This window comes from Streptomyces sp. NPDC001153 (genome assembly GCF_053598315.1).
Map to the genome: position 1 here is coordinate 19315 of NZ_JBSFJZ010000039.1, position 15772 is coordinate 35086.

Genomic DNA, 15772 nt, shown 5'->3' on the forward strand with positions numbered 1-15772 from the left:
TTCTTCTTTCGGGTCGTATCGGGCGTCGGTGTCAGGCGCGCGCGGCGGCGAGCGACTCGCGGGCCGCCGCGGCGACGTTCTCGGGGGTGAAGCCGAACTCGGCGAACAGGGTGCCGGCGTCCGCGGAGGCGCCGAAGTGCTCGAGGGAGACGATCCGGCCGGCGTCGCCCACGTACCGGTACCAGGTCAGACCGATCCCGGCCTCCACGGCGACGCGCGCCTTCACGGCCGGCGGCAGCACCCGCTCGCGGTACTCGCGCGACTGCTCCTCGAACCACTCCACGGACGGCATCGACACCACGCGCGTGCCGATGCCCTCGGCCTCCAGCCGCTCGCGTGCGGCCACGGCCAGCTGCACCTCGGAGCCCGTCGCGATGATGATCACCTCCGGGACCTGGGTCGAGGACTCGCGCAGCACATAGCCGCCCTTGGCCGCGTCCTCGTTCGGCGCGTACACCGGCACGCCCTGGCGGGTGAGCGCGAGCCCGTGCGGGGCGGGGTTCACGGCGTGCCTCTTCAGGATCTCGGCCCAGGCCACGGCGGTCTCGTTGGCGTCGGCCGGGCGGACGACGTTCAGGCCCGGGATCGCGCGCAGCGAGGCCAGGTGCTCGACCGGCTGGTGGGTGGGTCCGTCCTCGCCGAGGCCGATGGAGTCGTGCGTCCACACGTACGTCACCGGCAGCTGCATCAGCGCCGCCATGCGGACGGCGTTGCGCATGTAGTCGGAGAACACCAGGAAGGTGCCGCCGTAGATCCGGGTGTTGCCGTGCAGGGCGATGCCGTTCATCTCCGCGGCCATGGAGAACTCGCGGATGCCGAAGTGCACGGTACGGCCGTACGGGTCGGCCTCGGGCAGCGGGTTGCCCTCAGGCAGGAAGGAGCTGGTCCTGTCGATGGTGGTGTTGTTGGACCCGGCGAGGTCGGCGGAGCCGCCCCACAGCTCGGGGAGGACGGGGCCGAGCGCCTGCAGCACCTTGCCGGAGGCGGCGCGGGTCGCGACCGACTTGCCCTCCTCGAACACCGGCAGCGCGTCCTGCCAGCCCTCGGGCAGCTCGCCCTTGCTGACCCGGTCGAACAGCTCGGCCCGCTCCGGCTGCGCGGCGCGCCACTCGGCGATCCGCTTGTCCCAGGCCGCGTGCGCCTCGGCACCCCGGTCCAGGGCCCGCCGGGTGTGCTTCAGGACCTCGTCCTCGACCTGGAAGGTCTGCTCGGGGTCGAAGCCGAGGACGCGCTTGGTGGCGGCGATCTCCTCCTCGCCGAGCGCGGAGCCGTGGGAGGCCTCGGTGTTCTGCGCGTTCGGGGCGGGCCAGGCGATGATCGTGCGCATCGCGATGATCGAGGGCCGCTCGGTCTCGGCCTGCGCGGCCTTCAGCGCCGCGTACAGGGCGGGGACGTCGACGTCGCCGCCGGCGGTGGGCTCGATGCGCTGGGTGTGCCAGCCGTAGGCCTCGTACCGCTTGAGGACGTTCTCGGAGAAGGCGGTGGCGGTGTCGCCCTCGATGGAGATGTGGTTGTCGTCGTAGAGGAAGACCAGGTTGCCGAGCTTCTGGTGACCGGCGAGCGAGGAGGCCTCGGCGGAGACGCCCTCCTCCAGGTCGCCGTCGGAGACGATCGCCCAGACGGTGTGGTCGAACGGGGAGGTGCCGGCGGGGGCCTGCGGGTCGAACAGGCCGCGCTCGTAGCGGGCCGCCATCGCCATGCCGACGGCGTTGGCGACGCCCTGGCCGAGCGGGCCGGTGGTGGTCTCGACGCCCGCGGTGTGCCCGTACTCGGGGTGCCCCGGCGTCTTGGAGCCGTGCGTGCGGAACGCCTTCAGGTCGTCCAGCTCCAGCTCGTACCCGGAGAGGAACAGCTGCGTGTACAGGGTCAGCGAGGTGTGGCCGGGGGAGAGCACGAAACGGTCCCGGCCGGCCCACTCGGGATCGGCGGGATCATGACGCATCACCTTCTGAAAGATCGTGTACGCGGCAGGTGCCAGGCTCATCGCCGTGCCCGGGTGGCCGTTCCCCACCTTCTGCACCGCATCGGCCGCCAGCAGACGGGCGGTGTCCACGGCACGCCGGTCGAGGTCGGTCCACTCGAAGCCGTCGGAAGTCTGCGTGGTCATCTTCAAGAAGTCCTCGTTCAGTGCGGGAGTGCTGGCCTGACGCGTTCAAACTTAAAAGTCTGACTTTTTCGAGGGAAGGTCGGGGTGTGTCAGCCTGTGGTGAATCTGGGACAGTGATCGCGCGACAGGGACGGCACGAAGAGGACATGGCTGACAGAACGCCCCAAGGTGAGGGATCAGGTGCGGACGGCGAGGGCATCAAGACCTTCCCCTTCCCGGCCGAACTGGCCGTCGGCGGCGTCGGCATGCAGATCGGCCCGATGGGCACCGACCGGACCTGGCACGCCGACGCCCCCCTGCACCGCGTCCACCGCATCGACTTCCACGTCGTCATGCTGTTCACCGACGGCCCCGTACGGCACATGGTCGACTTCGCCGAGTACGAGGCCGGCGCCGGCGATCTGCTGTGGATCCGCCCCGGGCAGGTCCACCGCTTCTCCCGCGAGGACGTGTACCGCGGAACCGTGCTCACCATGCAGCCCGGCTTCCTGCCGCGCGCCACCGTCGAGGCCACCGGTTTGTACCGCTACGACCTCCCGCCCCTGCTGCACCCCGACCCGGACCGGCTCGCCGCGCTCCAGGCATCCCTCGACCAGCTGCGCCGCGAGTACGAGGACACCGCCACGCTCCCGCTGAGCCTGCACACCGCCGTCCTCCGCCACACCCTGACCGCGTTCCTGCTGCGCCTCGCCCACCTCGCGGCCAGTTCCGCGGAGGCCGACCGGCAAACGACGGACAGCACCTTCACCCGCTTCCGGGACGCCGTCGAGCAGGGCTTCGCCACCAACCACAGCGTCAGCGCCTACGCCGACGCCCTCGGCTACTCCCGCCGCACCCTCGTCCGCGCCGTCCGCGCGGCCACCGGCGAGACGCCCAAGGGCTTCATCGACAAACGCGTCGTCCTGGAGGCCAAGCGCCTCCTCGCCCACACCGACCTGCCGATCGGCCGCGTCGGGGCGGCCGTGGGTTTCCCGGACGCGGCGAACTTCACCAAGTTCTTCCATCTGCACGCCGGGCAGACGCCGGTCGCGTTCCGGGCGGAACTGCGCAGTCCATGACGTGGCGGCACTTTGGTGGTGCTGTGTCACGTCTGTGACGGGGAATGGGTGAATCCGGCGAAAACGATCAATAGGTTCGATCGGGCAAGACGCCGATTCTCATGGCCCCCGCACACGAGGAGACAGGCGACCTGCGGTTCACACCCCCTACGACTCTTCACCAAGGAGACCCGCATGTCGACATGGAAGACGCCCCGCCGAGCTGTCGTTCGCGCCCTCACCGGCGCTCTTCTGACAGCCGCTCTGGTGGCGCCCGCCGCAACCGCCCTCGCCGCCACACCGACCGCACACCGGTCCGGGGTCACGGAGACGGCCGCATCCATGACGGCGTCGCCCTGGCGCACCGTGAAGCTGGTGGACGGCAGCACCGGGAAGATCTACAGGCTCGGGGCCCATCACTACCGCATGGAGATCGTCTACCGGGGTGCTGTCTACGCCAGGCTGGAGGCGAACCGGCACGACGCCGGCGTGGACGCCAACGACATGTTCGTCGTGCTCACCTTCGACGGGCAGGTCCACTCCTGGATCGGCGGCGCCCACCTGGGTCCGGGTACCTTCCGGCTCCCCGACGGTTCGACCGCCAAGGTCACACGGCTGGGGGACCGCTCACGCGCACAGATCGTCCACCGGGGCAAGGTCTATGCCACGCTGGAGGCGAAGCAGCACGACGCCGGCCTGGACGCCAACGGCATGTTCGTGGTGCTCACCTTCGACGGGCAGATCAGCGCGTCCATCCGGTGACGAGCCGGGGGTCGGCCCCATGAGCGCGGGCCGACCCCCGTTCGCCGGGTGATCAGTGCCCGAAGTCGAACCAGTTGACGTTCACGAAGTCGGCGGGCTGGCCGCTGCTGAAGGTCAGATAGACGTCGTGGGTGCCGGTCACGGAGCCGATGTTGGCCGGAACCGTCTTCCATGTCTGCCAGCCCCCGGTGTTGCCGATGGCGAAGCTGCCGATGGGGGCGTTGCCACGGCTGTCCAGGCGCACCTCGACCAGTCCGCTGACGCCGTCGGCCGCGCCGCTCGCCACCCGGGCGTAGAACTGCGTGGCCGGTGTCGAACCGAAGTTCACGCCCTTGTACAGCGCCCAGTCGCCGTTCGCGATCCAGCCGATGTCCTGGCCGCCGCCGGTGTCGGTGGTGGTCTCGGTGCTGATGCCGGACTGGCCGTCGTAGGACTCGGCCTGGACGGCGCTGTAGGCGTCGCGGTTGCCGGGCGGCGGGGGAGTGGTGCCGCCGCCGCTGCCCGAGGACTGCAGGACCTGCACGTAGTCGACGACCATCGGGTGGCCGGGCTCCGTGGCGCCGGTCGGGCCGCCGCCGAAGGCACCGGGGAAGCCGCCGCCCATCGCCACGTTCAGGATGACGAAGAAGCCGTGGTTCGTGGCGTTGGCCCAGGTGGTCGCGTCCATCTGGTTCGCCGTGACCGTCTGGTAGTTGACGCCGTCGACGTAGAAGCGGATCGCCTCCGGGCTCACCGAGCGGTCCCACTCCATCGTGTAGGTGTGGAAGCCCGACTGGCAGGTGGTGTTGGGGCACGCCGTGGAGTTGCCGAGGCCCGAGGTCTCGTTGCAGGGGCCGCCCGGGTTGGTGCCGCAGTGCATGGTGGCCCAGGTCTTGTTCAGGCCCTGGACGTTCTCCATGATGTCCAGCTCGCCGACGCTCGGCCAGTTCTGGTAGTTGCCGCGGAAGGGCGCGCCCAGCATCCAGAAGGCGGGCCAGTAGCCGGCGGCCGCGTTCCCGGTGACGTCGGGCATCTGGATGCGGGCCTCCACGCGCAGCTTGCCGCCGGCCGGGGGCTGGAAGTCGGTCCGGGTGGTCTCGATGCGGCCGGAGGTCCAGTTGCCGGAGGCGTCGCGGCGCGGGGTGATGAGCAGGTCGCCGCTGCCGTCGAGGGCGACGTTGTTCGTGCTGGAGGTCATCGACTCGACCTCGCCGGTGCCCCAGTTGCCGGCTCCGCCCGGATACGAAGTCCCGGTGTCGTACTGCCAGTTGGAGGTGTTGACGCCGGAGCCCGCAGCGCCGTCGAAGTCGTCCAGGAAGACCTGGGTCCAGCCCGAGGGAGGGGCGGGGGCGGTGGCGCCGGCGGGTGCGGTGGCGGCCGTGGCGAGCGCCGCCGCCAGGCCGAGTGTGGCGACGGCGGCGACGAACGCGCGCCGCAGGGGGCGGGGTCTGGGTATGCCGGAGGTATCGCTCATGGGGGGCCTCTCGGTGGGTACGGGGAGTGTGCGGGGCGGGGTGAGAGCGCTCCCACACTGATTCTGAGAGCGCTCTCAAGGTGCCGCCAATGTGCTCCCCGCCCCTGCGGTCGTCAAGATGTGAAACAAAGAAAGTCGTTGATCCGCAGGGGAGTTCAGGGGGTGAAGCCGCCCGTACCGGCTCAGACCGCGCTGCCCGCCCTCCGGTCGGCCCAGGACGGGTTCCATCCGTTGAGCCCGCCAGGGCCGCCGCGGCGGGTGCCGCGCCGAGCGCGGCGAGCAGACCGCGCCGGGACCATCCCCGCGGCTGCCGTCCGGACCGGTCCGATATGTGCGCCACTGACACGACACGCCTTCCTGAGTTCTCCCGACGGTGCCCGGCATCCTGCGAGGCTTGTCTGGGATGCTCCTCATCCGGGAGGTGCAGGTGTTCTTCGGCGGACGGGTGTGAACGGCACTCCGCCTGCCCACGAGATCCGGCCCGCCTACGTCGTGCCGCCCGCCCCCGTCATCCTGACCGCCGCTCCGGCCGCCAGCCCAGCGCCCGCGAGATCCCCCGGGCCGCCAGCCGTACCGCCGGAGCCAGCGCCGGAACCTGGGCGCCCGCCCGCGGCACGACCACCGACACCGCCGCCACCACGTCCCCGCCCGGCCCGTGCACCGCCGCCGCCACCGACAGCGCGTCCTCGGTCACCTGACGCTCACTCACCGCCGCACCGGAACGGCGCACTTCGGCGAGGGTGCGGCGCAACCGCCGCGGATCGGTGATCGTGTACGGCGTGAAGGCGGCCAGCGGCCCGGTGCAGTACTCCTCCTGCAGGTCCGGGCCGGCGTGGGCGAGGAGGACGAGCCCGACGCCGGTGGCGTGCAACGGCCGGCGCGCACCGACCCGGATGTGCACGCCCACCGCCGAACGGCCCGACAGCCACTCGATGTAGACGACCTCCGTGCCGTCCCGCACGGCCAACTGCACGTTCTCGTGCGTCGCCTCGTACAGGTCCTCCAGATACGGCAGCGCCAGCTGCCTGAGGCCCAGGCCGCGCGGTGCGAGCGCGGCCACCTCCCACAGCCGCAGCCCCACGTGGTACGTCCCGGACGGGTCGCGCTCCAGCGCGCCCCACGCGGTCAGGGCTCCCGCCAGCCGGTGCGCGGTGGTCAGGCTGAGCCCGGCCCGGCGGCTGATGTCCGTCAGGGACAGGGCGGGGTGCTCGTGGTCGAACGCGGCGAGCACGGCGAGCAGCCGCTCGGCCGCGGACCGCTCGCTCACGCAGCACCTCACCCGGTCGCCGTACGTCGTGGCCCGGATCGTAACCGACGCCGTCGGCTCCGGGCGGGCGGGCGTCGCCCGGTCACGTCGGTCACGGATCCTCCGGCGTGGTCAGTGCGTCATGAAGGAGGTGACGGGCAGGGGCCGGGAGACGATCCGGACGTCGCCGAGGCGTCCGTGCAGGATCTGGTCGATCTTGTCGGCGTACTCGTAGCCGCCGAGCAGCCAGGGGCGCCCGGACGAGGCGATGCCGATCGCGGGGGCGTGCGGGTTGCGCGCCACGGGGCAGCCCTGGACGTACATGATCGTGTGCCGGCCGTCGTTGACCACGGCCAGGTGCCACCAGGTCTCGCGGGCGGTCTCGTCGCCCCAGTTGGTGGCGAGCCGCTGCTGGTTGAGCGGGTGCACCGCCCACTGCGGGCCAGGGCCGTCGGAGAGGGACAGCGTGGCCAGCGGTTCGTCCGGGTCGTCCGTGACCGTGCCCACGGAGCCGTTGCGGCCGGTGCGGCTCACGAGACCGGACCAGGCGTTGTGCGAGGCGTCCCAGTCGGCGGGCAGCCAGTAGAACGCCTCGATGGTGTAGCCGTGCTCGAAGGTGGCCGAGTTGAGCGGGGCGCCGTCGACCGTCCGCAGATACGCGCCCTTCAGCGGCGACTTGTAGCCCTGGAACTCCAGGCTGCCGTGGCCCGGCTGGTCGGGGTGGTGGTCCGCCGACCAGCCGAGCGTGCCCCCGCCCACCGAGACCACGGTGAGGTCGTTGCCACGGCCGGAGAGGTCGCGGACGGTGCCGGAGACGGGCGACTTGAAACGCCAGTAGGCGACCGTGCCCGGTATCAGCATCTTCGACGCCGGCCGCGCCGGGCGGGCCGGCACCGGATCGAAGCCGGAGAAACGGGCGGCGAAGTCGATCTCCACCGAGAAGCGGTCCGCGTCGCCGCTGAGCTCGATCTCCTGCCGCTCCAGCTCGTTGAGGCCCCTCCTGGCCCGGCCGAGGATCCACGGCGAGACCGTTTCCACGTCGATGACGTTCCGGTCCAGGTCGAAGTGGTAGAGGCGGATCATCGCCGCCCCGCCGAAGTAGCGGTTCTGGTAGTTCGTGAGGTGCAGGTGCACCTCGTTGCCGGCGGCGTTCTTGCGGGTCGCGCGGCCGGCGGGCCAGTAGTGGCCGTTCAGGGTCAGGAAGATCTGGTCGTGGTCCTCGATCAGCTGGTCCCACAGCTGCTGTCCGTAGGCCGACAACTGCTCGTCCCCGACGACCAGTTCGTGCGTGGTGAGCACGACCGGCGTCCTCGGGTGCCGGGCGAGCACGTCCTTCGCCCACGCGTACCCCTGTGCCGACAGCCGCCAGTCCAGTGCGAGCACCATCCACTCGCGGCCGCCGGCCTTGAACAGGTGGTAGGTGTTGTAGCCGTCCGGAGAGGCGCCCCCGAACGTCGGCTTGTCCCGGAAGCGCCGCGGCCCGAAGGTGTCCAGGTACGGCGTCGAGCCGCGCTGGTCGTCCGTGGACGACCTGATGTCGTGGTTGCCGGCCAGCACGCTGTAGCCGACGCCCCGGCGGTCCAGGATCCCGAACGCCTCGCCGATCGCGGCGAACTCGTCCTCGGCGCCGTTCTGGGTGAGGTCGCCGAGGTGGGTCAGGAAGACGATGTTGTCGTCCTTGCCGTGCTCCAGGAGATAGCGCAGCGAGGCTTCCAGCGGCGCCGGGTAGATGCTCGGGCCGTCGAACAGGTACTGGGTGTCGGGCATCACCGCGAGCGTGAACCGGCGGCTGTCCGCGTCCGGCCGCCGGCCGCCCCGCTCGGCCGCCTCGGCGACACCCGGAACCGCAAGGGCCGGTACCGCGGCCCCGGCCGTGGCGCCGAGCAGCGCGGTGGCCCTGAGGAAGCTCCGTCGTCCGGCACCGGCCTGCACGGCCTCGCCCTGGCTGTGGTCATGCGACGTACACACGTGTGCTCCGTGAGGGTGAGAGGTTTTGCGGGGGAGTCGTGCGGGGGGGTAGGGGGGCCAGGGAGTTACGGAAGGACGGGCTCGTGGTGCGCCGGCGCGACCTTCCGTACGAGGGCGTCGAGCCTCGGCTCGTCGTCGGCGGGCGGCCGGGCCAGGGTGAGCACCGGCGCCGCCGCCCGCAGGCGGATCCGCGGCGCGCACACCTCGGTACCGCGCGGCACCGACGGCTCGGCCTCGGCCGTCACCACCCGCAGCGTCAGCCACGCCTCACCGCCGTCCTCCAGCAGGGTGAAGGGCAGTGGTACGGCCGCCGTCTCGCCGGGCCGCAGATCGGGCAGCTCGGCCGGAGCGGTCAGGGTGGGGCCGTGGGCCGGCGCCAGCTCCCAGGTCGCCGCCAGCCCGGCAAGACCCGGGAAACGCCGGTGGTTGGCGACGACGATCCCCTCGTGCCGGTAGCACCGGATGCGGACCGGTGCCTCGATCTCCCGACGGTGGTGCGGGCCTGGCCGCGGGATGCGGTCGCTGCGGAGGGGAAAGACCACCACTTCGGCCCCTTGGGCCTCGACCGCCTCGTCCGCCCCGTCCGCGGTGGATGGGCTGTCGTGGTCACCGCCGTACGCCCGGCGCCGGCCGGGTGCCGTGACACCGTCGTCGTACCGCCCGGCACCCGCGCGCCCGGCCCGTCTTCCGTCGCTCACGCGCCGCAGGATTGCGTGGCCCCAGAACTCCCGGATGAAGCCGCCCTGAAGGCCCGGCGTGGACTGGGTGGCCGCCCAGTGGTCCGCGCGCTCGGAAATGATGGGATGCCGGTGGACCCGGCCACCACCCGGTCCACCCTCCAGGGGCCGGGGCCGAGGTGGCCGTGGCGGGAGTTCGGGGAAGGGTGCAGACGTGAAACTGACGATTCTGGGCGGCGGCGGGTTCCGGGTGCCGCTCGTCCACGGTGCGCTGCTGACCGACCACGCCGAAGGGCGGGTCACCGAGGTCGTCCTGCACGACCTGGACGAGCACCGGCTGCGTGCGGTGACGCGTGTCCTGGCCGAACAGGCCGCCGGCGTCCCCGACGCGCCCCGCGTCACCGCCACCACCGGCCTCGACGAGGCGCTCGCCGGCGCCGACTTCGTCTTCTCCGCGATCCGCGTCGGCGGCCTGCAGGGCCGGGCGGACGACGAGCGCGTGGCGCTCGCCGAGGGCGTGCTCGGCCAGGAGACCGTGGGCGCGGGCGGCATCGCCTACGGTCTGCGGACGGTGCCCGTCGCCGTCGACATCGCCCGGCGCGTGGCCCGCCTCGCCCCGGACGCCTGGGTCATCAACTTCACCAATCCGGCCGGCCTGGTCACGGAGGCCATGTCCCGGCACCTCGGCGACCGCGTCATCGGCATCTGCGACTCGCCCGTCGGCCTCGGCCGCCGCATCGCCCGCGTCCTCGGCGCCGACCCGCAGGAGGCCCTCGTCGACTACGTCGGCCTCAACCACCTCGGCTGGGTGCGCGGCCTGCGGGTCGCCGGACGCGACGAGCTGCCGCGCCTGCTCGCCGACCCCGCCCTGCTCGGTTCCTTCGAGGAGGGCAGGCTGTTCGGCGCCGACTGGCTGCAGTCGCTCGGTGCGATCCCCAACGAGTATCTGCACTACTACTACTTCAACCGGGAGGCCGTACGCGCCTACCAGCGGGCCGGGCAGACCCGGGGCGCCTTCCTGCGCGACCAGCAGGCCCGTTTCTACACGGAGGCCCTGCGCACCGACCGGTCCGCGCTGGAGGTGTGGGACCGCACGCGCGCCGAGCGGGAGGCCACCTACATGGCCGAGAACCGGGAGAGCGCCGGCGCGGGCGAGCGCGAGGCCGAGGACCTGTCCGGCGGCTACGAGAAGGTCGCGCTCGCCCTGATGCGGGCCGTCGCCCGCGACGAGCCGACCACACTGATCCTCAACGTGCGCAACGGAGACTCGCTCTCCGTGCTCGACGGCGACGCCGTGATCGAGGTCCCCTGCCGGGTCGACGCGGGCGGCGCCCACCCGGTCGCCGTCGCCCCGCTGCCCGATCACGCCACCGGACTGGTCTGCTCGGTGAAGGCCGTCGAGCGGGAGGTGCTCGCCGCCGCCGAGTCGGGTTCCCGGCAGGCGGCCGTGAAGGCGTTCGCGCTGCATCCGCTGGTCGATTCGGTCAACGTGGCCCGCAGGCTGGTCGAGGGCTACCTCGAGGTCCATCCTGGCCTGGCGTACCTTAAGTGAGCAGTCGGTAAGCGCTTTCCCTCGTTTCGCTCGCCGCTCCCTCCTGGAGATCTCCATGCACGACGAACGCCGCAGGATCGAGGACCGCGTCGAACGCCTCCACAGCCAGCGCATCAAGCCCGCGATCTACGCGGCACGTGTCCCCCTGGAGGTGGAGGCCTGGCAGGCCCCGGGGGAACCGGTCTCCTTCGAGGAGGCCGCGGCCGCCCCGTACACACCGTTCACGACGAACACCCCCCTGGGGTCCGCCCTGGGGGACGACCTGGTTCCGGATGCGTGGCCGGGTCCCCGCCGAGTGGGCCGGGCGGCGGGTGGAGTCGGTCATCGACCTCGGGTTCGTCGGCGACTGGCCCGGCAACCAGGCCGAGGCGCTCGTCCACCGCACCGACGGCACCCCGCTGAAGGCGGTCAACCCGCTCAACCAGTACGTGCCGGTCGCCCACCCGGCGGCGGGCGGCGAGGTGGTCGAGTACCTGGTGGAGGCGGCCTCCAACCCGGACATCCTGGCCAACGGCTTCGCCGGACCGACGCCGCTCGGCGATGTACGGACGGCGGGCGACCGCCCGCTGTACACCTTCCGCCGCGCCGACCTCGCCGTCCTGGACGAACAGGTCTGGCACCTCGACCTCGACCTCCAGGTGCTGCGCGAACTGATGCTGGAGCTCGGCGAGCACGAACCGCGCCGGCACGAGATCATGCACGCCCTCGACCGCGCCATGGACCTGCTCGACCTGGACGACATCTCCGCCTCGGCCCCCGCGGTACGGGAGTCCCTGCGCCCGGCGCTGGCCAGGCCCGCCCACGCCAGCGCGCACATCCTCTCCGGCGTCGGCCACGCGCACATCGACACCGCCTGGCTGTGGCCGATCCGTGAGACCAGGCGCAAGACGTCCCGGACCTTCGCCAACGTCACCGCGCTCGCCGACGAGTACGAGGAGTTCGTGTTCGCCTGCTCCCAGGCCCAGCAGTACGAGTGGGTGCGCGAGCACTACCCGCACGTGTGGGAGCGGATCAAGAAGTCGGTGGCGAAGGGCCAGTGGGCGCCGGTCGGCGGGATGTGGGTGGAGGCCGACGGCAACCTGCCCGGCGGCGAGGCCCTGGCCCGCCAACTGGTCCACGGCAAACGGTTCTTCATGGAGCACTTCGGCATCGAGACCAAGGGTGTCTGGCTGCCGGACTCCTTCGGCTACACCGCGGCCTACCCCCAGCTGGCCAGGCTCGCCGGCAACGAGTGGTTCCTCACCCAGAAGATCTCCTGGAACCAGACCAACGCCTTCCCCCACCACACCTTCTGGTGGGAGGGCATCGACGGCACCCGGATCTTCACCCACTTCCCGCCCATCGACACCTACAACGCCCGCTTCAGCGGCGCCGAGATGGCCCGGGCGGTCCGCAACTACGCCGAGAAGGGCGGCGCCACCCGCTCCCTCGCCCCCTTCGGCTGGGGCGACGGCGGAGGCGGCCCCACCCGCGAGATCATGGAACGCGCCCGCCGCCTGAAGGACCTGGAGGGCTCCGCCAGGGTCGAGATCGAACACCCCGACGCGTTCTTCGCCAAGGCCCGCGAGGAGTACCCGGACGCCCCGGTCTGGGCGGGCGAGCTGTACCTGGAGCTGCACCGCGCCACCTACACCACCCAGGCCCGCACCAAGCAGGGCAACCGCCGCTGCGAACACCTGCTGCGCGAGGCCGAGTTGTGGGCCACGACGGCCGCCCTGCACGCACCCGGCTACGCCTACCCGTACGAGAAGCTCGACCGCCTGTGGAAGACGGTCCTGCTGCACCAGTTCCACGACATCCTGCCCGGCTCGTCCATCGCCTGGGTGCACCGCGAGGCCGAGGCCGAATACGCCCGCGTGGCCGGGGAGCTGACGGCGCTCACGGGCGAGGCGATCGCCGCCCTGGGCACCGGCGGGCCCCGCGTGTTCAACACCGCCCCCCGCGACCGCGCCGAGGTGGTCCGCACCCCCGAGGGCGCACCGATGTACGTAGAGGTGCCCGCGAACGGCTCCGCGTCCCTCACGCCCGCCGAACCCCCGCACCCGGTCACGGTCGAGGGGCGCACCCTGGACAACGGGATCGTCCGGGTAGAGGTGGCCGCAGACGGCACACTGTCGTCCGTACGCGATCTACGGGCCGGCCGCGAAGTCCTCGCCGGCCCGGGCAACCTGCTCCGCCTCCACACGGACCTGCCCAACTGCTGGGACGCCTGGGACATCGACAAGCACTACCGGAACCGCTACACCGACCTGCTGGAACCCGACTCGGTCACCGTGGTCGAGGAGGACGCCCTGGCGGGCGCGATCCGGGTGGTCCGCTCCTTCGGCAAGGGCTCCCGCATCACCCAGACGATCACCGTCCGCGCGGGAAGCGCCCGCATCGACATCGAGACGGACCTCGACTGGCACGAGACGGAGAAGATCCTCAAGGCGGGTTTCCCCGTCGATCTGCGCGCCCCGCACTCCTCCGCCGAGATCCAGTTCGGCCACGTCCAGCGGCCCACCCACACCAACACCAGCTGGGAGGCCGCCCGTTTCGAGGTCTCCGGCCACCGCTGGGTGCACATCGCCGAAACCGGTTACGGCGTCGCCGTCATCAACGACTCCACCTACGGCCACGACGTCTCCCGCACCGTCCGCGAGGACGGGGGCACGACCACCACGGTCCGCCTCAGCCTGGTCCGCGCCCCGCGCGTCCCCGACCCCGAGGCGGACCAGGGCCGGCACCGCTTCACCTACGCCCTGCTGCCCGGCGCGAGCATCGAGGACGCGGTCGCCGAGGGCCACGCCCTCAACCTGCCGCTGCGAGTGGCCGATTCGGCGGGCGAGCCCGGGCCGGTGGTCTCCACCCAGGGCGAGGGCGTGACCGTGGAGGCGGTCAAGCTCGCCGACGACGGCTCCGGGGACGTGGTGGTCCGGCTGTACGAGTCCCGGGGCGGCCGGGCCGCCGGGGTGCTGCGCACCGGGTTCCCGCTGGCCGGAGCCGACGTCACCGACCTGCTGGAACGCCCGCTCGGCCCGGCCGAGGCCGACGGGAACGCCGTACCCCTGCACCTGCGCCCGTTCGAGGTGCGCACCCTGCGCCTGGCCGTGGGGCGCTGAGACGGCACGCGGCGCAGGGCCACTCCGCCGAGCGGCCCTGCGCCGTATCGCAAGCGACCGTCAGCCGGTGAACCCGGCCGTGATCGAGGTGAACTGCCAGGTGTTCTGGCTGATGCCGGAGCAGTTGCTCACCACGCCGCCGCCCGCGCACGGCCGGTCGCGGTTGACCGACCAGAAGGCGAGCCGCGCGATGTGGTGGGAGTTCGCCCAGTCGCGGATCTGGGTCCAGATCGCCGGGGTGGTCGTCTCCTGCTGGTCCGACAGGCCGTTCATGCCCGAGATGCCGATGTGGGCGTAGGCGGTCGCGTCGTCCCAGCCGAAGGTCGACTTCAGCTTGGCCTTCAGGCCCTCCGCGGCGTTGACGGTGTTGCCGTACATGTCCGAGCCGCCGCCGAAGTCGAACGGCATGATGGTGAACACGTCGATGTTCGCGCCGAGCGACTGCGCCTGCTCGATCAGCCGGTTTCCGTAGTACGTCGGCCCGGTGGTCGAGGTGCCGAAGGTGACGAGGGTCCTCAGGCCGGGGTTGTCGGCCTTGACCGTCTTCAGCGCGGTGAGGATCTTCGCCTGCACGGCCTCGTTCTCGAACTCGTCGGTGTTCTCGATGTCCATGTCGACGGCCTTCAGGCCGTAGGCGTCGATCACCTTCTGGATGGCGCCGGCGAGCGCGGCCGCGGAGGAGCAGTTGGCGCCGAGCTTGCTGCCCTGCCAGCCCCCGAAGGACGGTACGACATCACCGCCGGCGGACCGGACGGCGTTGATCGCGCTCTGGTCGGCGCCGCCGGTGAGCGGCCGACTGCCGTCCCAGGCCGGGGTGCAGCCGCCGGAGTCCAGCACGAACGCCATGGTGAACGACTTGATCCCGGTAGCGCTCATCACCGTCGCCGGGCTCGGGGGATCGCCCCAGCCCTCGTACAGATACGGCGCGGCCTGCGTGAACCCGGTGCCGCCGCCGCTGCCCGCGTTCGTGGTCACGGAGACGGCGTTGGAGGCGGCCGAGACGTTCCCGGCCGCGTCGTGCGCCTTCACCGTGAAGGTGTACGACGTGCTGGGCGAGAGCCCGCTGACCGTGGCGGACGTGCCGGAGACGGTCAGCACCTGGTTGGCGCCGCTGTAGATGTCGTAACCGGTCACTCCCACGTTGTCCGTGGCGGCGTTCCACGACAGCGAGACGCTGGACGACGTCTTGCCGGTGGAGGTCAGGCCCGTCGGCGCGGTCGGCGCCTGTGTGTCCCCGCCGCCCCCGCCGCCGCCCGGGCCGTCCAGGCCGATGTCGTCGGCCCAGTAGGTGCCCTGGGCGTACCAGCCGTGGACATAGATGGTGGCGCTGGTCTGTGAGGCACCGGTGGTGAACGAGACACTGAGCGGGCTGTACGCCGTCGGCGAGGTCGTCCAGGTCGAGGCGCCGCCGTTCACGCCCAGGTACACATAGCTGCCGCGTACCCAGCCGCTGAGGGTGTACGTCGTGTTCGGCTGGACGGCGACGGTCTGGCTGCACTGCGCGTCGTCGCTGTCGGTCACCGCGCCCTGCAGCGCCTTCGAGCCGCTGTGCACGGGGGAGGAGACGACCGAGCCGAGATTGCCGGTGCAGGTCCAGGGGGAGAGGCCGCCGGACTCGAAGCCGGGGTTGGTGAGGATGTTGGCCGCCTGAGCGGTACCCGGAAGGGCGATGGCCCCGCCGACCGCGAGGGCGACGGAACCGAGGAGAGCGAGAAGCCGACGTCTGTGACGTCCGAGTGGATTGCGCACGCGATCTCCCTGTGGGGATGGGGTGTTCGGGAGTGCACGGCTGTGCGGAGGTGCGCCCATGAATTTGGTATGGACCAATCCGGCTGTCAAGGACGGCGGCAGAATTGGTCCATACCGACG

General features: G+C 71.6%; 8 protein-coding genes and 2 pseudogenes. 4 read left to right on the forward strand and 6 right to left on the reverse strand.

Features of this window, described 5'->3' with window-relative positions:
- Positions 1–31: 31 nt before the first annotated feature.
- Positions 32–2107, reverse strand: a complete 2076-nt coding sequence (gene tkt, locus ACWDEN_RS35130; RefSeq protein ID WP_450861939.1) for a transketolase — start codon at positions 2105–2107, stop codon at positions 32–34.
- Positions 2108–2253: 146 nt separating this feature from the next.
- On the opposite strand from tkt, the gene ACWDEN_RS35135 reads away from it, so the two are divergent.
- Both ACWDEN_RS35135 and ACWDEN_RS35140 read left to right on the forward strand, forming a co-directional pair.
- On the forward strand, positions 2254–3165 hold the full coding sequence (locus ACWDEN_RS35135) for a helix-turn-helix domain-containing protein (RefSeq protein ID WP_351603214.1): 912 nt from the start codon (positions 2254–2256) through the stop codon (positions 3163–3165).
- A gap of 174 nt (positions 3166–3339) precedes the next feature.
- Positions 3340–3906: a hypothetical protein gene (locus ACWDEN_RS35140; protein ID WP_450861941.1), complete on the forward strand. Its 567-nt coding sequence runs from the start codon at positions 3340–3342 to the stop codon at positions 3904–3906.
- 52 nt (positions 3907–3958) lie between these two features.
- On the opposite strand, the gene ACWDEN_RS35145 is transcribed toward ACWDEN_RS35140, so the two are convergent.
- The 4 genes and pseudogenes from ACWDEN_RS35145 to ACWDEN_RS35160 form a co-directional block, all read right to left on the reverse strand.
- A complete protein-coding gene (locus ACWDEN_RS35145; RefSeq protein WP_450861942.1) occupies positions 3959–5359 on the reverse strand; it encodes a glycoside hydrolase family 16 protein in 1401 nt (466 codons plus the stop codon).
- Between the two features lie 508 nt (positions 5360–5867).
- Positions 5868–6626, reverse strand: a complete 759-nt coding sequence (locus ACWDEN_RS35150) for an IclR family transcriptional regulator (RefSeq protein WP_450861944.1) — start codon at positions 6624–6626, stop codon at positions 5868–5870.
- 111 nt (positions 6627–6737) lie between these two features.
- Positions 6738–8573 (reverse strand): LamG-like jellyroll fold domain-containing protein, encoded by a 1836-nt coding sequence (locus ACWDEN_RS35155; protein ID WP_450861946.1) that lies wholly within the window; start codon positions 8571–8573, stop codon positions 6738–6740.
- 80 nt (positions 8574–8653) lie between these two features.
- Positions 8654–9358, reverse strand: a pseudogene (locus ACWDEN_RS35160) (beta-galactosidase domain 4-containing protein); the annotation flags it as partial.
- A 106-nt stretch (positions 9359–9464) separates the two neighbouring features.
- Between ACWDEN_RS35160 and ACWDEN_RS35165 the strand changes: the two are divergent.
- Together ACWDEN_RS35165 and ACWDEN_RS35170 are read left to right on the forward strand one after the other, a co-directional pair.
- Complete coding sequence (locus ACWDEN_RS35165; protein WP_351603223.1) at positions 9465–10802, forward strand: 6-phospho-beta-glucosidase; 1338 nt, start codon at positions 9465–9467, stop codon at positions 10800–10802.
- Positions 10803–10857: 55 nt separating this feature from the next.
- A pseudogene (locus tag ACWDEN_RS35170) lies at positions 10858–13903 on the forward strand (alpha-mannosidase).
- A 60-nt stretch (positions 13904–13963) separates the two neighbouring features.
- On the opposite strand, the gene ACWDEN_RS35175 reads toward ACWDEN_RS35170, so the two are convergent.
- Positions 13964–15652 (reverse strand): carbohydrate binding domain-containing protein, encoded by a 1689-nt coding sequence (locus ACWDEN_RS35175; RefSeq protein ID WP_351603225.1) that lies wholly within the window; start codon positions 15650–15652, stop codon positions 13964–13966.
- Between the last annotated feature and the right edge of the window lie 120 nt (positions 15653–15772).

Coding starts and splice junctions, on each gene's coding strand:
- tkt (WP_450861939.1), bottom strand. CDS start 2,107: ATGACCACGCAGACTTCCGACGGCTTCGAGTGGACCGACCTCGACCGG.
- ACWDEN_RS35135 (WP_351603214.1), top strand. CDS start 2,254: ATGGCTGACAGAACGCCCCAAGGTGAGGGATCAGGTGCGGACGGCGAG.
- ACWDEN_RS35140 (WP_450861941.1), top strand. CDS start 3,340: ATGTCGACATGGAAGACGCCCCGCCGAGCTGTCGTTCGCGCCCTCACC.
- ACWDEN_RS35145 (WP_450861942.1), bottom strand. CDS start 5,359: ATGAGCGATACCTCCGGCATACCCAGACCCCGCCCCCTGCGGCGCGCG.